This window comes from Streptomyces atriruber (genome assembly GCF_001418325.1).
GTDB classification, from domain to species: domain Bacteria; phylum Actinomycetota; class Actinomycetes; order Streptomycetales; family Streptomycetaceae; genus Streptomyces; species Streptomyces atriruber.
Window position 1 is genome coordinate 1 of sequence record NZ_LIPN01000308.1, and the last position, 22,716, is coordinate 22,716.

19 protein-coding genes are annotated in these 22,716 nt (G+C 71.5%); 10 read left to right on the plus strand and 9 right to left on the minus strand.

Features of this window, described 5'->3' with window-relative positions; genetic code table 11:
• The coding region (locus AOK03_RS28570) for a protein phosphatase 2C domain-containing protein (RefSeq protein ID WP_055568263.1) at nt 1–1,181 on the plus strand (1,181 nt) is incomplete at its 5' end.
• 120 nt (nt 1,182–1,301) lie between these two features.
• Nucleotides 1,302–3,044, plus strand: coding sequence for a pyruvate dehydrogenase (locus AOK03_RS28575; RefSeq protein ID WP_055568242.1), 1,743 nt, complete (start codon nt 1,302–1,304; stop codon nt 3,042–3,044).
• Nucleotides 3,045–3,085: 41 nt separating this feature from the next.
• On the opposite strand, the gene AOK03_RS28580 is transcribed toward AOK03_RS28575, so the two are convergent.
• Nucleotides 3,086–6,130, minus strand: coding sequence for an alpha-mannosidase (locus tag AOK03_RS28580; RefSeq protein WP_055568243.1), 3,045 nt, complete (start codon nt 6,128–6,130; stop codon nt 3,086–3,088).
• Between the two features lie 177 nt (nt 6,131–6,307).
• On the opposite strand from AOK03_RS28580, the gene AOK03_RS28585 reads away from it, so the two are divergent.
• Nucleotides 6,308–6,793, plus strand: a complete 486-nt coding sequence (locus tag AOK03_RS28585) for an ATP-binding protein (RefSeq protein ID WP_079075012.1) — start codon at nt 6,308–6,310, stop codon at nt 6,791–6,793.
• Between the two features lie 81 nt (nt 6,794–6,874).
• Here the strand turns inward: AOK03_RS28585 and AOK03_RS28590 are convergent, their stop codons facing one another.
• Nucleotides 6,875–7,951 (minus strand): DUF2637 domain-containing protein, encoded by a 1,077-nt coding sequence (locus AOK03_RS28590; RefSeq protein WP_055568244.1) that lies wholly within the window; start codon nt 7,949–7,951, stop codon nt 6,875–6,877.
• 222 nt (nt 7,952–8,173) lie between these two features.
• Complete coding sequence (locus tag AOK03_RS28595) at nt 8,174–9,046, minus strand: (2Fe-2S)-binding protein (protein ID WP_055568265.1); 873 nt, start codon at nt 9,044–9,046, stop codon at nt 8,174–8,176.
• Nucleotides 9,047–9,205: 159 nt separating this feature from the next.
• Between AOK03_RS28595 and AOK03_RS28600 the strand changes: the two genes are divergently transcribed.
• On the plus strand, nt 9,206–9,910 hold the full coding sequence (locus AOK03_RS28600; protein WP_055568245.1) for a GntR family transcriptional regulator: 705 nt from the start codon (nt 9,206–9,208) through the stop codon (nt 9,908–9,910).
• A gap of 212 nt (nt 9,911–10,122) precedes the next feature.
• Here AOK03_RS28600 and AOK03_RS28605 read toward each other — a convergent pair whose 3' ends face one another.
• Both AOK03_RS28605 and AOK03_RS28610 read right to left on the minus strand, forming a co-directional pair.
• Complete coding sequence (locus tag AOK03_RS28605; RefSeq protein ID WP_208609616.1) at nt 10,123–10,884, minus strand: hypothetical protein; 762 nt, start codon at nt 10,882–10,884, stop codon at nt 10,123–10,125.
• A 186-nt stretch (nt 10,885–11,070) separates the two neighbouring features.
• The gene (locus AOK03_RS28610) at nt 11,071–12,747 is read right to left on the minus strand and encodes a PucR family transcriptional regulator (RefSeq protein WP_055568246.1); all 1,677 of its coding nucleotides are present in this window, start codon (nt 12,745–12,747) and stop codon (nt 11,071–11,073) included.
• A gap of 338 nt (nt 12,748–13,085) precedes the next feature.
• Between AOK03_RS28610 and AOK03_RS28615 the strand changes: the two genes are divergently transcribed.
• From AOK03_RS28615 to AOK03_RS28640, 6 genes are all read left to right on the plus strand, one after another.
• Nucleotides 13,086–13,976: an FAD binding domain-containing protein gene (locus AOK03_RS28615; protein WP_055568247.1), complete on the plus strand. Its 891-nt coding sequence runs from the start codon at nt 13,086–13,088 to the stop codon at nt 13,974–13,976.
• Entirely contained in the window at nt 13,976–14,569 is a 594-nt protein-coding gene (locus AOK03_RS28620) for a (2Fe-2S)-binding protein (RefSeq protein WP_055568248.1), read from the plus strand. The genes AOK03_RS28615 and AOK03_RS28620 overlap by 1 nt, the downstream gene beginning before the upstream one ends.
• A 2-nt stretch (nt 14,570–14,571) precedes the next feature.
• Complete coding sequence (locus AOK03_RS28625; RefSeq protein WP_055568249.1) at nt 14,572–16,956, plus strand: xanthine dehydrogenase family protein molybdopterin-binding subunit; 2,385 nt, start codon at nt 14,572–14,574, stop codon at nt 16,954–16,956.
• 247 nt (nt 16,957–17,203) lie between these two features.
• Entirely contained in the window at nt 17,204–18,661 is a 1,458-nt protein-coding gene (locus AOK03_RS28630; RefSeq protein WP_055568250.1) for an NCS2 family permease, read from the plus strand.
• A 44-nt stretch (nt 18,662–18,705) separates the two neighbouring features.
• Nucleotides 18,706–19,866 (plus strand): XdhC family protein, encoded by a 1,161-nt coding sequence (locus tag AOK03_RS28635; protein ID WP_055568251.1) that lies wholly within the window; start codon nt 18,706–18,708, stop codon nt 19,864–19,866.
• An 8-nt stretch (nt 19,867–19,874) separates the two neighbouring features.
• Nucleotides 19,875–20,345 carry a cytochrome P450 gene (locus tag AOK03_RS28640; protein WP_341845830.1) on the plus strand — a complete coding sequence of 157 codons (471 nt, stop codon included), beginning with the start codon at nt 19,875–19,877 and terminating at the stop codon, nt 20,343–20,345.
• Here the strand turns inward: AOK03_RS28640 and AOK03_RS28645 are convergent.
• The 4 genes from AOK03_RS28645 to AOK03_RS28660 all read right to left on the minus strand — a co-directional run bounded on the left by AOK03_RS28645 (nt 20,320) and on the right by AOK03_RS28660 (nt 22,713).
• Nucleotides 20,320–20,772 (minus strand): SRPBCC family protein, encoded by a 453-nt coding sequence (locus tag AOK03_RS28645; RefSeq protein WP_055568253.1) that lies wholly within the window; start codon nt 20,770–20,772, stop codon nt 20,320–20,322. The genes AOK03_RS28640 and AOK03_RS28645 overlap by 26 nt on opposite strands.
• A gap of 39 nt (nt 20,773–20,811) precedes the next feature.
• Nucleotides 20,812–21,621, minus strand: coding sequence for a polysaccharide deacetylase family protein (locus AOK03_RS28650; RefSeq protein ID WP_079075013.1), 810 nt, complete (start codon nt 21,619–21,621; stop codon nt 20,812–20,814).
• A gap of 75 nt (nt 21,622–21,696) precedes the next feature.
• Nucleotides 21,697–22,248, minus strand: a complete 552-nt coding sequence (locus AOK03_RS28655; protein WP_157869104.1) for a hypothetical protein — start codon at nt 22,246–22,248, stop codon at nt 21,697–21,699.
• A gap of 39 nt (nt 22,249–22,287) precedes the next feature.
• A complete protein-coding gene (locus AOK03_RS28660; RefSeq protein WP_055568256.1) occupies nt 22,288–22,713 on the minus strand; it encodes a hypothetical protein in 426 nt (141 codons plus the stop codon).
• Nucleotides 22,714–22,716: the final 3 nt, after the last annotated feature.

Here is a 22,716-nt window from a genome sequence, read left to right on the forward strand (position 1 = left end):
CCCCCGCCCCCTGGGCGCCGCCCACCGCTCCCGGTGGCCCGGTGACCTTCCCGGCGGGAGAGCGCGGGGGCGCCTACTCCGTCGCGTCGACGGAAGAGCCGCGCGGCGGCGAACCGCCCTCGCGCGGACCCGATGCCACCGGGGCGCCCCCGGAGGAGGCCACGGGCGGGCCCGGCTTCCGCGGCGCCGAGGGCGCGGAGCCCCGTGGCGACGCCGAGGCGGCCGGATACGTGGGGGACGGGCCGCCGACCTATGAGCCCGAGCCCACCGTGCTGCCCGCCGCCGACCCGGACGACCTCGGGGACCTCGTCGCCGACACCGTGCTGGACGGCGCGCGGTACGGCGCGGGCACCCTGCGCGCCGCGTCCGTGCGCGGCGACTCCGCCAGGTACCGGGGCGAGCCCCGCCGCGACGCCCTGCTCACCGCCCGCTTCGGCACCGGCGAGGACGCGCTGGTGCTCGTCGCCATGGCCACCGGCGCCCGCGCCACCCCGGGCGCGCACCGCGCCGCCGCCGAGGCCTGCGACTGGATCGGCCGGGCCGTGGGCCGCAGTCACCGGCGGCTCGCCGAGGACATCAGGGCCGCCCGCCGCGGCGACCTGAAGTCGGGCCTGCACCGCCTCACCGACCGCAGCCTCGGCAAGCTCCGCGCGCACGCCGCGGACCTGGGCCTGGAGCCGGACGAGTACACGGCGTCCCTGCGGTGCCTCCTCCTGCCGGCCGATCCCCGGTGTCGTACGCGCGTCTTCTTCGGTGTCGGGGCGGGCGGCCTCTTCCGCCTGCGCGACGGAGAGTGGCAGGACATCGAACCGCGGGTGGCCGACGCCACCGGCGAGGCCGTGGTCGGCTTCGGCTCGCCGCCCCCACCGCCCCCGGAGAGCGACCGGCTCACCATGGACCTGGGGATCACGACGCCCCCGAGTCCCTATGAACCGGCTCCCGAGCCGCCCCGCGACCCCTTCCGCTTCCGTGCCTCGGTCGCCCGCCCGGGTGACACGCTCGTCCTGTGCAGCGGAGGCCTCGCCGAACCGCTGCGCGGCGAGCCCGAGCTCGCCGAACACCTCACGCGCAGATGGGAGAAGGGCGGCCCGCCCGGCCTCGCCGCCTTCCTGGCCGACGTCCAGGTGAGGGTCAAGGGGTACGCCGACGACCGGACGGCCGCCGCGGTCTGGGAGGCATGACCGCCGCACCTGTGAATTCATGGACCAGAGGAACGACCGAGCAGAAGGACGAGTGAAGTCCTGGTCCACGGGTCACACGGGGTGAATCACGGTTCACCAGCGTCGAGAGGTGCGTACAGCATGGCCAAGCAGAACGTCGCCGAGCAGTTCGTCGACATCCTCGTCCGCGCGGGCGTCAAGCGTCTGTACGGAGTCGTCGGCGACAGCCTCAACCCGGTCGTGGACGCCATCCGCCGCACCAAGGAGATCGACTGGATCCAGGTGCGGCACGAGGAGACCGCCGCCTTCGCGGCCGGCGCCGAGGCCCAGATCACCGGGAACCTCGCCGCCTGCGCGGGCTCCTGCGGCCCCGGCAACCTCCACCTGATCAACGGCCTGTACGACGCGCACCGCTCGATGGCCCCGGTCCTCGCGCTCGCCGCGCAGATCCCGTCGAGCGAGATCGGACTCGGGTACTTCCAGGAGACCCATCCGGACCAGCTGTTCCGCGAGTGCAGTCACTACAGCGAGATGATCTCCACGCCGAAGCAGATGCCCCGGCTGCTGCAGACCGCCATTCAGCACGCCGTCGGCCGGAGCGGCGTCAGCGTCGTCTCGCTGCCCGGCGACATCGCGGCCGAGCCCGCTCCGGAGAAGGCCGCCGAGACCGCGCTGGTCACCTCCCGACCCTCCGTGCGCCCCGGCGACGCGGAGATCGAGCAGCTCGCCGGGATGATCGACGAAGCGGACAAGGTCACGCTGTTCTGCGGCAGCGGTACGGCCGGTGCGCACGCCGAGGTGATGGAGTTCGCCGAGAAGATCAAGTCCCCGGTGGGCCACGCCCTGCGCGGCAAGGAGTGGATCCAGTACGACAACCCGTACGACGTGGGCATGAGCGGCCTGCTGGGGTACGGCGCCGCCTACGAGGCCACGCACGAGTGCGACCTGCTGATCCTGCTCGGCACGGACTTCCCGTACAACGCCTTCCTGCCGGACGACGTGAAGATCGCCCAGGTCGACGTCCGCCCGGAGAACCTCGGCCGCCGTTCGAAGCTGGACCTCGCGGTCTGGGGCGACGTGCGCGAGACGCTGCGCTGTCTGACCCCGCGCGTCTCGCCGAAGTCGAACCGCAAGTTCCTCGACAAGATGCTCAAGAAGCACACCGACGCGCTCGAAGGTGTGGTGAAGGCGTACACGCGCAAGGTCGAGAAGCACGTCCCGATCCACCCCGAGTACGTCGCCTCGGTCCTCGACGACCTCGCCGCCGACGACGCCGTGTTCACCGTCGACACCGGCATGTGCAACGTGTGGGCGGCCCGCTACCTCACCCCGAACGGCAAGCGCCGCATCATCGGCTCCTTCAGCCACGGCTCGATGGCGAACGCCCTGCCGCAGGCGATCGGCGCCCAGTTCGTCGACCGGAAGCGGCAGGTCGTCTCGATGTCGGGCGACGGCGGCTTCTCCATGCTGATGGGCGACTTCCTCAGCCTCGTCCAGCACGATCTGCCGGTGAAGGTCGTCCTGTTCAACAACTCCTCGCTCGGCATGGTGGAGCTGGAGATGCTCGTGGCCGGGCTGCCCTCCTACGGCACGGCCAACCACAACCCGGACTTCGCGGCCGTCGCCCGCGCCGCGGGGGCCTACGGCGTGCGGGTGGAGAAGCCCAAGCAGCTCGCGGGCGCCCTCAAGGACGCCTTCGCGCACAAGGGCCCCGCCCTCGTCGACATCGTGACCGACCCGAACGCCCTCTCCATCCCGCCCAAGATCAGCTCGGACATGGTGACCGGCTTCGCCCTCTCCGCCAGCAAGATCGTGCTGGACGGCGGGGTGGGCCGGATGCTGCAGATGGCCCGCTCGAACCTGCGGAACGTGCCGAGGCCGTGAGCCCTTCCGGGCCCCGCCCCGCCCCGGCACGCCGGGCGCCGTCAGGCGGGCCGCAGCCGCACCGTGACGATCTGGAACGGCCGCAGCGCGAGGGCCAGTCCGGCCTCGCCCGTCTCCGCCTCGTGCAGCGGGCGCTCCAGCAGGTCCGTCACCTCGGCCCGCGCCACGGGGAAGGACGTGCGGAGCGTGGCCGCGGCCCGCCCGCCGCGCGACTCGTAGAGCCGTACGACGACGTCCCCGCTGCGGTCGTCGGCGAGCTTCACCGACTCGACGGTGACCGCCGGGTGGTCGACGCCCACCAGCGACGGCAGGACGGGGGAGTCCGCCACCCGCAGCGGCAGATTGAGCGCGAGCCCCTCCGCCACCGCGTCGCCGGTGCCCGCCCCGGGCAGCAGCGCGTACGTGAACCGGTGCGTTCCCCGGTCCGTCTCCGGGTCCGGGCTGTGCGGGGCCCGCAGCAGCGTCAGCCGGACGGTGGTGCCGAGCGCGTCGCCGTGCTCGGCGCGCGTCACGTCGTGGCCGTACGTCGCGTCGTTGAGCAGCGCGACGCCGTACCCCTCCTCGGCCACCCGCAGCCAGCGGTGCGCGCAGATCTCGTAACGCGCCGCGTCCCAGCCCGTGTTGGCGTGCGTGGGGCGGTGCACATGGCCGAACTGGATCTCGGCAGCGGACCGTTCGGCGTGCACGTCCAGGGGGAACGCGGCCTTGAGGACCTTCTCCGACTCCCGCCAGTCGACGTCCGTGACGACGTCCAGGCGCCTGCTGCCCGCCGCGAGCCGGATCTCCTGCGTGATCCGCGACTCCCCGAAGGCCCGCACCACCCGCACCGCGACCCGCAGCGGCCCGTCCTCGACCAGCTCCACCGACTCCGCGTCCGTGAGGTCGGTGTGGCGGCGCCGGTAGTGCTTGTCGAGGTCCCAGGCGTCGTAGTGCGTGGGATGGTCGGGGTGCAGCTGGAGGAGGTTGCCGGGGGCGGCGAGCACCTCGCGGCCCTCGTCCAGATCCTGCACGGAGGTGAGCAGCCCGGCGGCGTCGACGGTGACGCTCAGGTGCTCGTTGGTGAGGACGATCGTGTCGCCGGTCGTGTGCGCGACCGCGCCGGCTCCGGGGTCCCGGGCCGCGTCCAGGCTCTGCGTGCCGAGTCCGGGCACGTCCACCCGCACCAGCGTGCCGTCGCCCGGGTCGACGACCTCGCTGCGGGCGTACGGCGAGGCGTTCAGCGCCGCGGGTCCGCCCGCGCCCAGCGAGCGCACGGCCGACGCCGTGAGCTCGTCGAGCTCGGCCAGGACGCGCTCGTAGGTGTCGCGCGCCTCGCGGTGCACCCAGGCGATCGACGAGCCGGGCAGGATGTCGTGGAACTGGTGCAGCAGCACGGTCTTCCACAGCCGGTCGAGCGTGTCGTACGGATACACGTACGCGCAATCGCGCACCGCGGCCGCCGTGCACCACAACTCGGCCTCGCGCAGGGCGTGTTCGCTGCGCCGGTTGCCGCGTTTGGTGGCGGCCTGCGTGGTGTACGTGGCACGGTGCAGCTCCAGATACAGCTCGCCGGACCAGACCGGGGCCTGCGCGCCGTACTCCTCCTCGGCCGCCGCGAAGAACGCCGAGGGCTTCTCGATCTCGACGCGCGGCGAGCCCTCCAGGGAGCGCAGCCGCCGCGCCCGCTCCATCATCTCGCGGGTGGGCCCGCCCCCGCCGTCGCCCCAGCCGAACGGCACCAGCGAGCGGGAGGCGCGCCCCTTGTCGGCGAAGTTGCGCTCCGCATGGGCCAGTTCGGCGCCGTGGAACTGCGAGTTGTAGGTGTCCACGGGCGGGAAGTGGGTGAAGACGCGGGTGCCGTCGATGCCCTCCCACCAGAAGGTGTGGTGCGGCATCTTGTTGGACTGGTTCCAGCTCAGCTTCTGCGTGAGGAACCAGCGGATGCCCGCGAGCTTCGCCAACTGCGGGAAAGCGGCGGTGTATCCGAAGGAGTCCGGCAGCCAGATCTCCTCCGTCTCGACGCCGAACTCCTCGCGGAAGAACCGCATGCCGTGCGTGATCTGCCGCGCGAGCGCCTCGCCACCGGGCATGTTGGCGTCCGATTCGACCCACATCGAGCCGACCGGAGCCCAGTTCCCGTCCGCGACGGCCTTCTTGATCCGCTCCCAGATGTGCGGCTGGTGCTCCTTGACCCAGGCGTACTGCTGGGCCTGTGAGCAGGCGAAGACCAGCTCCGGATACTCCCCGGCCAGTGCCGTCACATTGGCAAAGGTCCGCGAAGCCTTGCGCACCGTCTCGCGCAGGGGCCACAGCCACGCCGAGTCGATGTGCGCGTGTCCGGCTGCCGATACGCGGTGGGCGCTCGCGTGCGCGGGCCTCGCCAGGACGGCGGCGAGCTCCGCGCGCGCCGCCGCGGCCGTGCCCGACACGTCGTGCAGATCGAGTGCGTCGAGCATGTCCTCAAGGGCCCGCAGGATCTCGTGCCGACGCGGACGGTCGGCGTCCAGTTCGTGCATCAGCTCGGAGAGGACCTCGATGTCGAGGATCAACTGCCATACGTCCTCGTCCAGTACGGCGAGGTCGGCAGAGGCGAATCGGTACATCGGGGTATTGCCTGCGGTCAGTACGTCGCCGAGGGGTGTCGGCACGAAGTCGTGCAGAACGGCGGGATTGGCCGCCGCCTCCAGAAGTAGGTGTACCGGTTCGCCGCCCCGAGCGGGGGAGGCCACGGGAATATGCCGATTGCGCGGGTGAATACCTTTGAGGGGAACACCCGCCGCGTCGTAGACGAGCCCCTCCGCCTGGAAGCCGGGGCCGTCCCCGGTGAAGCCGGGATCGATCACGACCTCGACCCGGCGTCCCCGCCATGCGTCGGGCACCTCTCCTTGAATCCGGAACCAACTGGTCGACCAGGGGTTTCCCCACTCCGTGCCGGTCTCGAAGGGCTCGTACGCCGCTTCGAGCGCGGTCCCGACAGGCACCGGCTCGCCCGGCGCGTGCCAGACGGAGAGGGTCAGCGGCGTATGCCGCGCGTACTGGGCCGGACGGATGAACTGGCGCAGCGCCCGCTCCAGGCGGCCTTCCACCAGCAGTCTGTCGTCGTGCACTCGTGCTCCTCGGGACGCTCGACGGTGGGGTCCACCGCTTCACTTCCCCCCAACTCCCGGATGCACCCCCCGCCATTGGTTGATGATTCGACAAGCGTGCGGTGACGGGCCCGGGGCATGCATCCCGAGTAGCTGTTCGAGCAGGGAGGCAGAGCCATCGCTTTGTGGGCGGGGGTCATGACGAGGCAGTCACGAGGAGGCGGTCCCGGCAGCATCGGGGCCTCTTCGCCGAAGACGAGAGACGAGAGGACCGGTGAAGCGCGGGGCGAGCCCGACCGGGGTCAGCTCACGCGGCGGTTGGGGAGATCGGATCTGCGTGCGGTGTCCGAGGTCAGGAAGGCCCTGAGGGAACTCCTGAGGCACTGGGGAAAACCGGGAAGATCCGAGATAGCCGAGCTCCTCACCAGTGAGCTGGTCACGAACGCACTGGTGCATACCGATCACGACGCGGTCGTCACGGCGACGGTGGGCCCGCACGGCCTGCGCGTGGAAGTGCGTGACTTCGTGGCGCGCCGCCCCGAGCCGCGGGTAGAGAACGCCGACGACGGTACGAGCGGCAGGGGCCTGGTCCTGGTGCAGTCCCTCGCCGACTCATGGGGCGTGCGGGCGCACGGAGTGGGGAAGGTGGTGTGGTTCGAGCTGGACGGCGGCGGCGTGGCGTGAAGCCTGCCGCCGCCGCCCGGTCCGTGACGGGACATCACCTCGCAGCTGTGCACCCGGCGGGTGCGGCCGGTCCTGGTGCGATCAGCCGAACTGCTGCTCCAGGTCCTTGAGCTTCTGCTCCAGCGAGTCGAGCCGGGGCAGGGCCTGCGTGTCGTCCTCGGCCGTCAGGTCGACGGTGACGGGGGTGACGGGCGCGGTGCCGTCAGGGCCGTTCTTGACGGCCTGGAGGGAGGGTCGGGAGCGTACCGGCAGCTGTTCCTGCGCCGCTATGGCAGGGTCCGCGCCGACCTGCGCGGACCCGGCGGCCGGTGCGACGGCCTGCATCTCCACCTGACGGCCGCCACCGCGGCCCTGCCAGTTACGGTGACCCCGGCTGAGGGCCTTGAGCTGCGCACGCTCCAGCTTCTCCTGATCGCGCCTGCGCAGCCGGGTCTGCTCCTTCTCGCGGCGGTCCTCGCGGACCTCCTCGACGGCCTCGTCCAGGGTGCGGACGCCTTCGAGGAGCATGAGCGACCAGGCCCCGAAGGTCTCCCGGGGCGCGCGCAGCCACCGCACGATGCGGATCTGCGGCAGCGGCCGCGGCACCAGGCCCTGCTCGCGCAGCGCGGCCCTGCGGGTCTGCTTCAGCGCGCGGTCGAAGAGGACCGCCGCCGAGAGCGACATCCCCGCGAAGAACTGCGGGGCGCCCGCGTGTCCCAACCCCCGAGGCGCGTGGACCCAGTTGAACCAGGCGGCCGCGCCCGCGAACGTCCACACGAGGAGGCGCGAGCCGAGCGCCGCGTCACCGTGGCTGGCTTCGCGCACGGCGAGGACGGAACAGAACATCGCCGCGCCGTCGAGGCCGAACGGGACCAGGTACTCCCAGCCGCCGGAGAGGCTGAGGTTCTGCCGGCCGAAACCGACCAGGCCGTGGAAGGAGAGGGCCGCGGCGACTGCCGCGCAGCAGAACAGCAGTACGTAGGAGGCGGTGCCATAGACGGCTTCCTTCCGTCTGCGGCGTTCCTCGCTGCGCTCCCACGACTCGTCGCTCGCGCTTCCCTTGGCTGCTTTCGCGTGGCCTCGCTTGCCGCGTGTGAGCACCGCCACCGCCACCAGCAGGCCCAGGAGCAGGACACCACCCGGAAGCAGCCAGTCCAGCGATATGTCGGTCAGTCTCATCTGGGGGTCCCTTGCATCGCGGTAGGGCGTATCGGGCGCCATATTGACTCAACCCCGATGGCCCTCAAGGGGTTTCGGGGCAAGTGGCCGCCAAGGGAGTGCAAGGGAGCACGCACGGCGTACTTTTGCTCGAACTCGCGCAGCAGCGCCGGGTGTTGAGTTCGATTAAACGTGCGCGAAAGGGTGGTTCCGCCGAATGAGGGTTCCAGACGGGAGGGTGGTTCAGGCGGAAGCGGTCGCCGCGGCGTCCGCGCTGAGTCGCGCGATGCGCTCCGCGTCGCAGGTGCGCGGGCAGGTGACGCAGGTGTCGTCCGGGCGCAGCGTGTAGAACATGCAGCAGCTCGCGCGGTCGCGGGTGGGCAGCGCCTCGCCGTTCGGGCCCGTCAGTTCCCGGAAGCCCGCCGTGCCGACGTACGGCTTGGTGGCGCCCGGCAGCAGGAGCTCCAGCTCCGTCATCGCGCGCTGCTCCTCGCCGAGGAGGTGCGCGACGTACCAGAGGCCTTCGACGATCTCGTCCGTGGCGACGCTCCACAGGGCGCGCGAGCGGCGCCGCATCCGCGGGCCGAAGCCGTCCAGGAGCGGGCCCAGGTGTTCGGCGACCGCGGCCCGCACCTCCGCGCGCAGTGCCTCCTCGTCCGGCACGACGTGCGCGCCGGGCAGGCCGGCGGCCGGGTCGTCCGGCAGGCAGGCGAAGGCGTCCGTGCGCACGGCCATCCGGCCGAGCGTGCGCTGGAAGGAGACGTCGGCGACCGGGAAGCGGGGGACGCGGCGGTGCAGGAACCAGGGGACCGTGATGAGCAGGGTGGCCGGCCAGGCGTAACGGTGCAGGCCGAAGCTGGCCACCACGTCCGGGCGGGCCTGGATGCCGTAGTCCTTGAGGACCTGGGCGTTGTCCCAGGCCAGGAATGCGTCGAGGTCGGCCCCGCCCTCCGCGAGCCGGGCGGCGGTGACCCAGCCGCCGCCCTGTGGGGCCTGTTCCTCGTGACCGAGCTCGGTGATGCGCAGTCCGGAGTACACCTCGCCCAGACGGGCGTAGGAGTCCGCTACGGCACTGGGGGCGCCCTGGACGGGTGCGGCCAACGTGGGGACGGACATGCGGAGGACCACCGAATCGCGATCGATAGCAGGTTAGCCTTACCTTACCCGACGTGATCGAGGTTTCAACTCCGGTCGTGTCCGCCTATGGTGCCTCTCGTACCTTTCGCAGCAGTCAACAGTGATCAGAAGCAATCAGAAGCGGGGCGGGCGCACGTCGTGGAGCAGACCGGAGCACGCGAGGAGGCTTCCCTCGACGGGACGCCGCGCGTCCGGGTGCCCGCACAGGCGGGGACCCGGCAGGCGGTCCGGCGCAGCTCCGTGCGCGGACAGATACTGGCCGCGCTGCGGGCCGCCCTCGTCGGCGGCGAGCTCCTGCCCGGTGAGGTGTACTCGGCGCCGGCCCTCGGCGAGCGCTTCGGCGTCTCCGCGACACCCGTCCGCGAGGCCATGCAGCAGCTGGCCACCGAGGGCGCCGTGGAGGTCGTCCCCAACCGCGGCTTCCGGGTCGTGGAGCGCGGCGCGCGCGAGCTGGCCGAGCTGGCCGAGGTGCGGGCGCTGATCGAGGTGCCGGTGATGCTGCGGCTCGCCCGCACGGTGCCCGCCGAGCGCTGGGCCGAGCTGCGGCCGCTGGCCGAGGCGAGCGCGACGGCGGCGGCGGGCGGCGACCTGGCGCGCTACGCCGAGTCGGACCGCGCCTTCCACGGCGCCGTGCTCGCCCTCTCCGGCAACCAGCAGCTGGTGCAGGTCGCGGACGATCTGCACCGTCGGTCGCAGTGGCCCCTGGCCGCCGGACCCGTCGCGGCCCGCCGCGCCGACCTGGTGGCGGACGCGGCCGAGCACATGGCCCTCCTGGACGCCCTGGCCGCCCAGGACCTGCCCGTCGTGGCCTCACTGGTCCGGGAACACTTCACGGGCGCCTAAGGCCTGTCCGGCGGGTCGCGGCGCCCGGCACGCCCGTCTGCCGCGTTGTCGTCGGTTGCCGATGCTCCGCATTGCCGCCCCGCTCCGCCTTGCAGCCGGACGCACCACACCCCGCTCACCGGCACCGCTGGGCGACCGCCACCCTCCCGCGCCCTGACCCGCCGGACAGGCCCCAGGGCTGGGCGGGCGCCCGTGCAGTGCCGCACGTGACGTCACACCGCGGCGGCCGGTGGCTGCAGGTGCTGGGCCAGCCAGGACGGCACGCCGCCCAGGAGGCGGAAGAGGCGGCCGGCCTCGGCGCGCAGCCGGGTGGCCTCCGGCTCCGGCTCCGCCTCCGCGAGCGCGGCGAGCGCGGGAGCCGTGCCCACCAGATAGCCGAGCTCCTCGCGGATGCGCAGGGACTCCGCGAAGCCGTGCCGCGCCTCCGCCAACTCCCCGTCCCGCAGGGCGAGTCCGGCGAGGTGGCGCCAGGTGAAGGAGAGCAGCAGCGGGTCGGAGTGCGCGGTGGCGCCCGCATGCGCCCTGCGGTACGCCGCCTTCGCGGACTGCGGCGAGTCGGCGATGTGCTCCGCGATCAGTCCGCGGCGGAAGTCGAGCAGCGGGCGCCCGGGGGCGTTCGGGGCGAGCAGCGCGGCGGCCCTGCCGAGCGCCGTACGCGCTTCGTCGGCCCGGTCGCGTACGTTCAAGACGGTGGAGGCGTACGCCAGTTGGCCCCGCTCGCAGGCCGCGGCGCCCCGGTCGTCGTCGTCCTCGGCGAGCGCCTCCGCGGTCCGCAGACCGTCCTCGGCCTCGCCCCAGCCGTCCCCGGTGAACAGGCACCGCTCGACGAGGAGCGCCGTCCTCTGGAGTGCCGCCGCGGCCCCCGCACGCGAGGCGAGCAGCCCCGCAGCGTCGGTCCAGCAGCCGCGCGAGCGCAGCCGCCATACCGCGGTCTGGAGTGGATCGTGCTCTGCAGTCGTTCCGGTACCAGACATGGCGGTATGCGCCACGTTGCCCTCCCCGAGCACACCATTGAGCTGTTGAGTCGTGGGCGAATCTCAGCATGGATCGCGGCGCCGGGCCAAGAGGCTGGGTGAAAGAATTCACAAAGGGCGGGCAAGGAAACGCGTCGGGCCCGGTCGGCGCTCCGTCGCCGCGGACCGGGCCCGTGCCGGATGACCTCAGCTCATGCGCAGCGCGAGGAAGAAATCGAGCTTGTCCTCCAGGCGCGAGAGGTCACGACCCGTCAACTGCTCGATACGGCCCACCCGGTAGCGCAGCGTGTTGACGTGGAGGTGCAGGCGCGCCGCGCAGCGCGTCCACGAGCCGTCGCAGTCGAGGAACGCCTCCAGGGTCGGGATGAGCTCCGCGCGGTGGCGCTGGTCGTACTCGCGCAGCGGGTCCAGGAGCCGCGCCGTGAACGCCCGGCGGACGTCGTCGGGCACGAAGGGCAGCAGCAGGACGTGCGAGGCCAGCTCCTGGTGCCCGGCCGCGCAGACCCGGCCGGGGCGCGCCGCGGCGACCCGGCGGGCGTGCCGCGCCTCCTCCAGGGCGCCGCGCAGCCCCTCCGCAGAGTGCACGGACGCGCTGACGCCGAGCGTGAGGCGGCCGTCGGCGTCCAGGCCCGCCGCCAGCGGATCGCGGACGGACGCGAGGAGCGAGTCCGCGAGCAGGCCGGTCTCCGGCCCCTCGTGCTCGCCGGGGACCGCGGGCAGCGGTACGAGGGCGATCGCCTCGTCACCGGTGTGGGCGACCGCGATCCGGTCGGACGGCTCGGGGCCCGACGCCGTCGGGTCGACGAGGATCTCCTCCAGGAGCGACTGGGCGACGGGGCCGCCGTCGATCTCCCCGCCCTCCCACTCCACCCGGGCCACCACGACCTGCCAGTGCGGAGCCGTGCCGAGGCCGGGCAGCAGCACCGGGGCGGCGACGCGCAGCCGGGCCGCGATCTCCGCGGGGGCCGCGCCCGTCTGCACCAGCTCCAGGACCTCCTGGGCCAGCCTGCGGCGCACTGTGCGGGCCGCGTCGCGCCGGTCGCGCTCCACCGCGATCAGCTGGGTGACGCCCTGCAGCAGATCCAGCCGTTCCTCGGGCCAGTCGCCCGCGTCGGCCTCCACCGCGAGCACCCAGTCGGAGAGCACCGACTCGCGCACGTCGCGCGAGGCGCCGGCCGCTCCGCGCCCACTGGTCCGAATGGGGAACAGCGAGTACGTGACCGAGTCCACCGTCACCCGGTGCGGGCCGCGCCGCCCGGTCCGGACGGCCGCCAGGTGCTCCCCGGCGAGCCGCGCGCACAGCGGCGCGGGCAGGCCGTTTCCGGCCGCGCCCGACCCGGCGATGACGCGCCCCGCGGGCGAGAGCACCCAGGCCCGCAGGTCCAGGTCGGTGCCGAGCAGGTCCAGGACGACGTCGGGGCCGCCGCCCGCGGGGCCCGACGTCATCAGGCGGCGGTGCCGGTCGACGACGGCCGCCAGGTCCCCGGCGCGCTCGCCGGAGACCTGGCGCACGACGTGCTCGGTGATCGTCGCGAAGGCCACGGACTCGTTGACCGCGAAGAGCGGCAGGCGGTGCCGGGCGCAGGCCTCCACGATGTCGTCGGGAATGTCGCCCAGCTCGGCCTCACCTGCGGCCAGGGCGGCGACGCCGGCGCTCGCCAGGGTCCGTACGAAGGGCTCGGTGTCCGAGGCGTCGCGGCGCCAGGCGAGGCCGGTGAGGACCAGCTCGCCGCCCGCCAGGTAGCGGCTGGGGTCCCGCAGGTCCGTGGTCATCACACCGCGCACGGTGCGGTCCAGCTCGTCCTCGCCGCCGAGCAGCCGCAGGCCCAGCGCGTCGGTGTCAAGGAGTGCGCGCAGCCGCATGGTGTCGTCGCCGCCGATCTGTCTCGAATGGTGTGTACAAACATGTGCGCTCTGTAGCGCCGGGGCCCCGTGCCGCCGTGAGCCCGGGGTTTCCGGGGGGAACCCGCGAGGTTACTGGGGCCCGTTCTTCATACGAATCTACAAGACGCACGCCTTGGCCAGCCAACTCCTTCATGGTTTCGGTGACTGACCCCATCGGACGAGCGAGCGGTGTACTTGGCCCACTCCGCGTTAACAGCACATGAACGAGCAGTCGAGGGACCAACGGCCCGAGTGGCCGGAACGGAATGCTCCCGTCCCTCGAAGCGAAAGACCCTCGATACGAAGAAGAGAGCCTCATGGACTTCCTTCGCCCCGCCAGCTGGGAGGAGGCGCTCGCCGCCAAGGCCGAGCACCCCACGGCTGTGCCGATTGCGGGTGGCACCGACGTGATGGTCGAGATCAACTTCGACCACCGTCGTCCCGAGTACCTGCTTGACCTCAACCGCATCGTCGAGCTGCGCGAGTGGGAGGTGGGCGAGGAGACGGTCCGGCTCGGTGCCTCCGTCCCGTACACCCAGATCATGGAGGAGCTCCGCACGGAGCTGCCCGGTCTGGCGCTCGCCTCGCACACGGTCGCCTCCCCGCAGATCCGCAACCGCGGCGGCGTCGGCGGCAACCTGGGTACCGCCTCCCCGGCCGGTGACGCCCACCCGGCGCTGCTGGCCGCCGACTGCGAGGTCGAGGTGGAGTCCGTGCGGGGCTCCCGCCTCATCCCGATCGACGAGTTCTACACCGGCGTGAAGCGCAACGCGCTCGCCGCCGACGAGCTCATCAAGTCCGTCCACATCAAGAAGGCGGACGGCCCGCAGCAGTACTCGAAGGTCGGCACCCGCAACGCGATGGTCATCGCCGTGTGCGCCTTCGGCATCGCGCTGCACCCCGAGACCCGGACCGTGCGCACCGGCATCGGCTCCGCCGCTCCGACGCCCATCCGGGCGAAGGCGGCCGAGGAGTTCCTGAACGCGGCGCTCGACGAGGGCGGCTTCTGGGACAGCAAGAAGATCATCACCCCCTCGATCGCCAAGCAGTTCGCGGAGCTCGCCTCCGGAGCCGCCAACCCGATCGACGACGTGCGCGGTACGGCGAACTACCGCCGGCACGCCGTCGGGATCATGGCCCGCCGCACGCTCGGCTGGACCTGGGAGTCGTACCGCGGCGAGGGCCGCAGCACTGAGGGAGTCGCATAATGCGAGTGAACTTCACGGTCAACGGCCGTAAGCAGGAAGCGGACGACGTGTGGGAGGGCGAGTCCCTGCTGTACGTCCTGCGTGAGCGCATGGGGCTCCCGGGCTCCAAGAACGCCTGCGAGCAGGGCGAGTGCGGCTCCTGCACCGTCCGTCTCGACGGCGTGCCGGTCTGTTCGTGTCTGGTCGCGGCCGGACAGGTGGAGGGCCGAGAGGTCACCACCGTCGAGGGCCTCGCCGACTACGCGAAGCACCGCGAGAGCGCCCACCCGGGCGGCGGCTGCGCCTCCGGCGCCTGCGGCACGTCCCTCCAGGACGCCCAGCAGTGGAAGGCCAAGGGCCAGGACAGCCAGACGGGCGAGGGCACCGAACTCTCCCCGATCCAGCAGGCGTTCATCGACGCCGGAGCCGTCCAGTGCGGCTTCTGCACCCCCGGTCTGCTCGTCGCCGCCGACGAGCTCCTGGAGCGCAACGACACGCCGTCGGACGCGGACATCCGCGAGGCGCTCTCCGGCAACCTCTGCCGCTGCACCGGGTACGAGAAGATCCTCGACGCGGTCCGCCTCGCCGCGGCCCGCCAGGGAGAGGTGGTCTGATCATGGCCGGCACCACCACGGGCATCCCCGCCAACGTCACCCAGGGTTCGCAGACGCAGGGCGGCGTCGGCGAGTCGATGCTGCGCCCCGACGGCACCCTGAAGGTCACCGGCGAATTCGCCTACTCCTCGGACATGTGGCACGAGGAGATGATCTGGGGCCAGGCCCTGCGCTCCACGGTCGCGCACGCCGAGATCGTGTCCATCGACACCTCCGAGGCCCTCGCCCTGTCGGGCGTCTACGCCGTCCTGACGGCCGACGACCTGCCCGCCGCGAAGAACTACGGCATGGAGTACCAGGACACCCCGGTCCTCGCGTACGGCAAGGTCCGCCACCACGGCGAGCCGGTCGCCCTCGTGGCCGCGGACCACCCGGAGACCGCACGCCGCGCCGCCGCGAAGATCAAGGTCGAGTACCGGGAACTCCCGGTCATCACGGACGAGGCATCCGCGACCGCGCCCGACGCGGTCCTGGTCCACGAGAACCGCGGCGACCACCACGCCGGGCACGTCCCGCACCCGAACATCGTGCACCGCCAGCCGATCATCCGCGGCAACGCCGCCGAGGCCGCCAAGAAGGCCGACGTGATCGTCAAGGGCGAGTACACCTTCGGCATGCAGGACCAGGCCTTCCTCGGCCCGGAGTCCGGCCTCGCGGTGCCCGCCGAGGACGGCGGCGTCGACCTGTACGTGGCCACCCAGTGGCTGCACTCGGACCTCAAGCAGATCGCGCCCTGCCTCGGCCTGCCCGAGGAGAAGGTCCGCATGACCATGGCCGGCATCGGCGGCGCCTTCGGCGGCCGCGAGGACATCTCGATGCAGATCCTCGCCTCCGTCCTGGCCCTGCGCACGGGCAAGCCGGTCAAGATGGTCTACAACCGGTACGAGTCCTTCTTCGGCCACGTCCACCGGCACCCGGCGAAGCTCTACTACGAGCACGGTGCCACCAAGGACGGCAAGATCACGCACATGAAGTGCAAGATCGTCCTGGACGGCGGCGCCTACATGTCGTCGACCCCCTCGGTCGTCGGCAACGCCTCGTCCCTCTCGGTCGGCCCGTACGTCATCGACGACGTGGAGATCGAGGCGATCGGCCTCTACAGCAACAACCCGCCCTGCGGCGCCATGCGCGGCTTCGGCGCGGTCCAGGCGTGCTTCGCCTACGAGGCGCAGATGGACAAGGTCGCCGCGAAGCTGGGCATGGACCCGGTGACGTTCCGGCAGAAGAACGCGATGGAGCAGGGCACGATCATGCCGACCGGACAGCCGGTCGACTCGCCCGCCCCGGTCGCCGAGCTGCTGCGCCGCGTCAAGGCCCGTCCGCTGCCGCCCGTGCGCCAGTGGGAGTCCAGCGAGGGCGCGGACGTCCGCGCGCTGCCCGGCGGTCTGTCGAACACCACGCACGGCGAGGGCGTCGTCCGCGGCGTCGGCTACGCGGTCGGCATCAAGAACGTCGGCTTCTCCGAGGGCTTCGACGACTACTCGACCGCGAAGATCCGCATCGAGGTCATCAACGGCGAGGCCGTGGCCACCGTGCACACCGCCGCGGCCGAGGTCGGCCAGGGCGGCGTGACCATCCACGCGCAGATCGCCCGTACCGAGCTCGGCGTCCAGCAGGTCACCATCGCCCCCGCCGACACCCAGGTGGGCTCGGCGGGTTCGACCTCCGCGGGCCGCCAGACGTACATGACCGGCGGCGCCATCAAGAACTCCTGCGAGATCGTCCGCGAGAAGGTCCTGGAGATCGGCCGGCGCAAGTTCGGCTCGTACCACCCGGCGTGGGCCAACGCCGAACTCCTGCTGGAGGGCGGCAAGGTCGTCACCGACGGCGGCGAGGTCCTCACCACCCTCGTGGAGGTCCTGGAGGACGAGGCGGTGGAGGTCGAGGAGGAGTTCCGGCACCGTCCCACCGAGGCCTTCGACCTGCGGACCGGCCAGGGCAACGGCCACGTCCAGTACGCCTTCGCCGCGCACCGCGCGGTGGTGGAGGTCGACACCGAGCTCGGCCTCGTCAAGGTGATCGAGCTGGCCTGTGCCCAGGACGTCGGCAAGGCGGTCAACCCGCTCTCCGTCATCGGGCAGATCCAGGGCGGCACCACCCAGGGCCTGGGCGTCGCGGTGATGGAAGAGATCATCGTCGACCCGAAGACCGCGAAGGTGCGCAACCCCTCCTTCACGGACTACCTGCTCCCGACCATCCTCGACACGCCGACCATCCCGGTCGACTACCTGGAGCTGGCGGACCCGAACGCGCCGTACGGAGTGCGCGGCATCGGCGAGGCCCCGACCCTGTCGTCCACCCCGGCGGTCCTCGCGGCCATCAGGAACGCGACGGGTCTCGAACTCAACAAGACGCCGGTGCGTCCCGAGCACCTCACCGGCACGTGATCCCTCACTGAGGGTCCCTCACCGAGGGAAACGATCCCCCCGCTCGGGGATCGGCAAGGTTCTCCGAGCGGTGTGCGACTGCCAGGAACGTCACACTTCCGCCGTCCGCACCGCTCGGAGCTCAACTCCCCTCTCCTCTGAGGGAGATGTCGTTCGTCTCGGGCCGTCCCCCGGGTCGTGCAGCCAATGCACCATCCCAAATCCCGCGACTCCGCGGGTGCCCCTGTGAACCTTGGGAGTAGGCACCATGACCCAGTCGTCAGTGGAGCCCAAGACCACCGCAGAGGACGCGGGCCCCGGCTCGCGCGTCCCGGCCGGCAGGTCTTGGCTCGATCGGTACTTTCACATATCCCGGCGGGGATCCACGGTCGCGCGTGAGGTGCGCGGCGGTATCACCACCTTCATGGCGATGGCGTACATCGTCCTGCTCAACCCCCTGATCCTGTCCGGCAAGGACGCGGCGGGGGACACCATGGGCCAGAAGGCCCTGATCACCGCGACGGCACTCGCCGCGGCGGTCACCACGCTCCTCATGGGCTTCGTCGGCAAGGTGCCGCTGGCCCTGGCCGCCGGACTCTCCGTGTCCGGTGTGATCTCCTCGCAGGTCGCGCCCGAGATGACCTGGCCGCAGGCCATGGGCATGTGCGTGATGTACGGCGTGGTGATCATGCTTCTGGTGGTCACCGGGCTGCGCGAGATGATCATGAACGCGATCCCGCTCGCCCTCAAGCACGGCATCACCATGGGCATCGGCCTGTTCATCGCCATCATCGGTCTGGTCAAGGGCGGCTTCGTGCACCCCGGCAAGGCCACCGTGCTCAGTCTCGGCCCCACCGGCGAACTCCAGGGCTGGCCCGTCCTGATCTTCGCCTGCACCCTGCTCCTGATCTTCATGCTGCAGGCGCGCAACACCCCCGGCGCGATCCTGATCGGCATCATCACCGGCACCGTCGTGGCCGTTGTCCTCAACGCCCTCGACGTGATCGACCCCAAGCAGTGGGCGAACGGCGCCCCCGAACTGCACGGCAGCGCGGTCTCGTCACCCGACTTCTCGCTCATCGGCGACGTCGAGTTCGGCGGCTGGGGCGAGGTCGGCGCGATGACGGTCGGCATGATCGTCTTCACGCTGGTGCTCGCCGGGTTCTTCGACGCGATGGCCACCATCATCGGCGTCGGCACCGAGGCCAACCTCGCCGACGAGAAGGGCCGCATGCCTGGCCTCTCCAAGGCGCTGTTCATCGACGGCGCCGGCGGTGCCATCGGCGGCGTGGCGGGCGGCTCCGGCCAGACCGTCTTCGTCGAGTCCGCCACCGGAGTCGGTGAGGGCGCCCGCACGGGCCTCGCCTCCGTCGTCACGGGCCTGTTCTTCGCGGCCTGTCTCTTCTTCACCCCGCTCACCGCGATCGTGCCGCAGGAAGTCGCCTCCGCCGCGCTCGTCGTCATCGGAGCGATGATGATGATGAACGCCCGGCACGTCGACTGGGCCGACCGCGCCACCGCCATCCCGGTCTTCCTGACCGTGGTGCTCATGCCCTTCACGTACACCATCACCACCGGTGTCGCGGCAGGCGTCATCTCCTGGGTCGCCATCAAGATCGCCCAGGGCAAGGCGCGCGAGATCGGCGCCTTCATGTGGGGCCTGACGGTGATCTTCATCGTCTACTTCGCCCTCAACCCCATCGAAGGATGGCTGGGCGTCCACTGAGGCGCTGAGCCCTCCGCACACCCGTAGAGCCTGAGGAGGCCGAGATGCTGGACATCGCCGACGAGCTGAACCGGTGGGTCGAGCAGGGACGTGACTTCGCCGTCGCCACCGTGGTGGCGGTCGGCGGGAGCGCGCCCCGGCAGCCGGGCGCCGCGCTCGCCGTCGACAGCGAGGGCACGGCGATCGGATCGGTCTCGGGCGGATGTGTGGAGGGCGCCGTCTACGAACTGTGTCAGCAGGCGCTGGAGGACGGCGAAACCGTCCTCGAACGCTTCGGCTACAGCGACGACGACGCCTTCGCCGTGGGCCTGACCTGCGGCGGCATCATCGACATCCTGGTGACTCCGGTCCGCGCGGACTCCGCGGCCCGGCCGGTGCTCGCCGCCGCCCTGGCCGCCGCCTGTGCGGGGGACGCGGCAGCCGTCGCCCGGGTCACGTCCGGGCCCGCCGAACTCCTCGGCCGCGCCCTCCTCGTCCGTACGGCGGACCCGGCGGGCTCGTACGAGGGGAGCCTCGGCGGACACCCCGAGCTCGACCGCACGGTGGCGGGCGAGGCCCGCGCCCTGCTCGACGCGGGGCGCACCGCGACGGTGGAGATCGGCGCGGACGGCTCGCGGTGCGGTCAGCCGCTGGTGGTCCTGGTCGAGTCCAGCGTCCCGCCGCCCCGCATGATCGTGTTCGGCGCGATCGACTTCGCGTCGGCACTGGTGCGCATGGGCAAGTTCCTCGGCTACCACGTGACCGTGTGCGACGCCCGGCCCGTCTTCGCGACGCCCACCCGCTTCCCCGACGCCGACGAGATCGTCGTCGACTGGCCGCACCGGTACCTGGAGCACACGGAGGTCGACGGCCGCACCGTGCTCTGCGTCCTCACCCACGACGCCAAGTTCGACGTGCCGCTGCTGCGGCTGGCCCTGCGGCTGCCCGTCGCCTACGTAGGGGCGATGGGATCGCGCCGCACGCACGAGGACCGCAACGTCCGCCTGCGCGAGGTCGGCGTCACCGAGCTGGAGCTGGCGCGCCTGCGCTCGCCCATCGGCCTGGACCTGGGGGCCCGTACGCCCGAGGAGACCGCCCTGTCGATCGCCGCGGAGATCGTCGCGAACCGCCGGGGCGGCACCGGGGTCTCCCTCACCGGGGCGCACACCCCCATCCACCACGACGGCTCGCGCGAGCTCTCCGGGCGGATCGGCTCGGTCGCCTGAGGCCGCGTTTGCGTGACACTCGTCCAGGCCCCTTCCGGCTGCCCTTCACCTCCCCGCGTCACGATCGGCGCACGGCAGAGCGGCTCACCGTCATCGACCCTGCCGGGCGTGAACTCCACGCGGAATCCGAGCGGTCGCGGGTGCTCGGCAGCGCCGCGCCCGTCGAACTCCCCGACGGCATCACGATCCTCAAGGGGGACGCGATCCTGACCTCGTTCGGCGCCGCGGGCCACGATCCGCTGCGGCACGGCGAGAGCGCGGGCCGCTTCGACATCACCCGCGCCGACAAGGAACACCTCGCCTTCGGGCACGGCGTGCACCACTGCGTGGGCGCCCCGCTGACCCGCATGGAGGCGGCGATCGCGCTCCCCGCGCCGTTCGACCGGTTCCCCGGGCCGCGGCTCGACGGGACGAGGCCGGCGCCGCCCGTCGAGCCCTTCATCGCGGACGGCTTCAGCGCGGTGCCGGTCCGGCTGTGATGAGGCGGTCCGCGGCCCGGCCGAACATCCGCCGGGCCACGGACGACAGCACCCCGTCGCACAGCGCGGGCAGCCACCGCACGCGGAGGTCCTCACGCCACACCACCGCGGAGCCCCGGTCCGCGGCGGGATACACCTCGATCTCCGCCCAGCCCGTCACGAACGTCCCGCGCTTCTCCAGCCGGAGCCGCCCGGGCGCGGTGCCGTCCGGCGGGCACCACTCGACGACCTCCATCACGTCGTCGAAGCCGACGGGACCGAGCGCGCTGCGCGCGACGAAGACCGTGCCCACCTGGGTGGGCGGGGGAGTGCGGACGCTGATGCGGGTGAGCGGGGCGACGTCGCCGTGCCGCTCCCACGTGGTCAGCCGGCGCCACGCCTCGTCGGCGGGCAGGGCAGTGTCTCGGGTGATCTGGAAGATGGCCACGCCTCCGAGCGTGCCAGACGCGCTCCCGCCGGACCGCCCCTAGCGATAGACCTTGCCCGGCTCCGCCTTGCCCGGCGCGAGGAGCTGGGGGACCGTCACGAAGACGTAGCCGCGCTTCTTGAGGCCGTCGATGACGCCGGGGACGGCAGGCACGGTGCCCTTGTAGATGTCGTGCAGCAGGATGATGCCGTCCCGCTCGGTCTGGTCGAGGACCCGCTTCTGGATCAGCTTGGAGTCATTGGTCGTGTAGTCCTTCGCGGTGACGGACCACAGGATCTCGGAGAGGCCGAGCTCCTTGGAGAGCTTGTTGATGTCGTCGTTGGTGCGGCCCTGCGGCGGGCGCATCAGCGTCGGCTTCTTGCCTATGAGCTTCTCTATCGCCTTGTTGGGGCGCTCCAGCTCGCTGCGCGCCTCCTTCGCGTCGATCTTCGTGAGGATCTTGTGCGACCAGGTGTGGCTGGCGACCTCGTGCCCCTCGGCGTCCATCTGCTTCACGAGCTCGGGGTACTTCTCTATGTGGTTCTTGCCGAGCGTGAAGAAGGTGGCGTGGACCTCCTTCTCCTTGAGGATCTTGAGCAGTCTGGGCGTGTTCTCGCTGGGGCCCGCGTCGAAGGTCAGCGCCACGCACTTGGCCTTGCGGCAGTCGACGGTGCCGAACTTCCCCTGGTCCGCGGCCTTCGCCTCCGCGCCGTCCTTGCGCACGGTGCTCGGCGAGGTGGTGTCGAGCTTGGTGCAGCCGGTCAGCGCGAGGGCGAGAGCCGCCCCCGCCGCGAGGACGGGGGCGGTGCGACGCAACCTCGTGGCCGAGTGCGTCGTCTTGGATGAAGATGGCGTGTTCATGGGGCGCATGCGCCCACTATACACAGGGCGTATACACCTGATTCATAGTGCCATCCGCCAGGGGAAAGCCCAGGTCAGGGCGGTTCAGACCGGAATCACCCGGATCGAGGGGTGGATGGCGGTGTTCAGGTACAGCCGCTCCTTCTTGTTCTCCTGCTCCAGCTCCATCACGAGCCGGTACCGGTACAGACCGGGCTTGGCGGTGCTCATCACCGTGCCCGCCCAGTAGTAGTAGACGGGGGTGTACTTGTCCCGCATGCGGTCGGGCATCCCGTAGATCTTCAGTTCGTTGAAGATCCGCCGCTCCGCCACGTCCTCCTCGTCACCGAGCTCGGTGTCGAGGAAGACGATGTTGTTGATCTTCGGCATGGGCGGCCAGGTGCCGTCGAGCCGCTTCTCCATGTCGATCGGGCGCACGATCCAGTTGATGACCTGGCCCTGCTTGCACACCGTCTCCAGCGACGACGTGCCCTGGCCCTTGCCGCCGATGCTGTTGTCCATCATGTACATCGCGTCGCTCAGCGAACCCGTCGCCGTCGCCCGCTCCATGTTGATGAGCGTCACGATGTTGAGCTGGACCGAGTTCAGCTGACCGGGGTTCTGCTTCTCCACGCCGCTGCGCGTAGTGGTGCTCACCGTGCCTCCTTCGCGTACACCGTCATGACTGCCCGGTCCCTAGCCGACGAGGGACGACGACAGGGTGGTGGTGATCGGTTCGTCCCGCGTGCCGAGCCTGAACTTGATCTGGTACGTGATCGGACCGGCGTCCTTCTTCACCGTCCCGGTCCAGTACGCGACGTCGGTGCCGGGGTACACCTTCCGCTCCGGCTCGCAGATCTCGCTGTCGATGATGATGTCGTCGATCGCGACGAACGCCTCGCACTCCAGCGCGAGACAGTTCCACAGGATCTGGTCCCCGCGCCGGGCCTTCGTCTGCAGCTCCTCGGTGCCGAACCCCGTGGACCCGCCGGACTTGTTCGTGTCGTACATGTACAGATGGCCGTTCATGTTGCCGGCCGCGAGCGCGCCGACGGCGTCCACGACGGCGGTGATCGAGATCGGCCGCTTCACGGCGGCTTCCCGCCTCGGCTTGGTGGTCATCCG

Coding starts and splice junctions, on each gene's coding strand:
- AOK03_RS28585 (WP_079075012.1), top strand. CDS start 6,308: ATGACGAGGCAGTCACGAGGAGGCGGTCCCGGCAGCATCGGGGCCTCT.
- AOK03_RS28650 (WP_079075013.1), bottom strand. CDS start 21,621: ATGCGCCCCATGAACACGCCATCTTCATCCAAGACGACGCACTCGGCC.
- AOK03_RS28590 (WP_055568244.1), bottom strand. CDS start 7,951: ATGAGACTGACCGACATATCGCTGGACTGGCTGCTTCCGGGTGGTGTC.
- AOK03_RS28625 (WP_055568249.1), top strand. CDS start 14,572: ATGGCCGGCACCACCACGGGCATCCCCGCCAACGTCACCCAGGGTTCG.
- AOK03_RS28575 (WP_055568242.1), top strand. CDS start 1,302: ATGGCCAAGCAGAACGTCGCCGAGCAGTTCGTCGACATCCTCGTCCGC.
- AOK03_RS28615 (WP_055568247.1), top strand. CDS start 13,086: ATGGACTTCCTTCGCCCCGCCAGCTGGGAGGAGGCGCTCGCCGCCAAG.
- AOK03_RS28630 (WP_055568250.1), top strand. CDS start 17,204: ATGACCCAGTCGTCAGTGGAGCCCAAGACCACCGCAGAGGACGCGGGC.
- AOK03_RS28595 (WP_055568265.1), bottom strand. CDS start 9,046: ATGTCCGTCCCCACGTTGGCCGCACCCGTCCAGGGCGCCCCCAGTGCC.
- AOK03_RS28635 (WP_055568251.1), top strand. CDS start 18,706: ATGCTGGACATCGCCGACGAGCTGAACCGGTGGGTCGAGCAGGGACGT.
- AOK03_RS28605 (WP_208609616.1), bottom strand. CDS start 10,884: ATGTCTGGTACCGGAACGACTGCAGAGCACGATCCACTCCAGACCGCG.
- AOK03_RS28660 (WP_055568256.1), bottom strand. CDS start 22,713: ATGACCACCAAGCCGAGGCGGGAAGCCGCCGTGAAGCGGCCGATCTCG.
- AOK03_RS28610 (WP_055568246.1), bottom strand. CDS start 12,747: ATGCGGCTGCGCGCACTCCTTGACACCGACGCGCTGGGCCTGCGGCTG.
- AOK03_RS28620 (WP_055568248.1), top strand. CDS start 13,976: ATGCGAGTGAACTTCACGGTCAACGGCCGTAAGCAGGAAGCGGACGAC.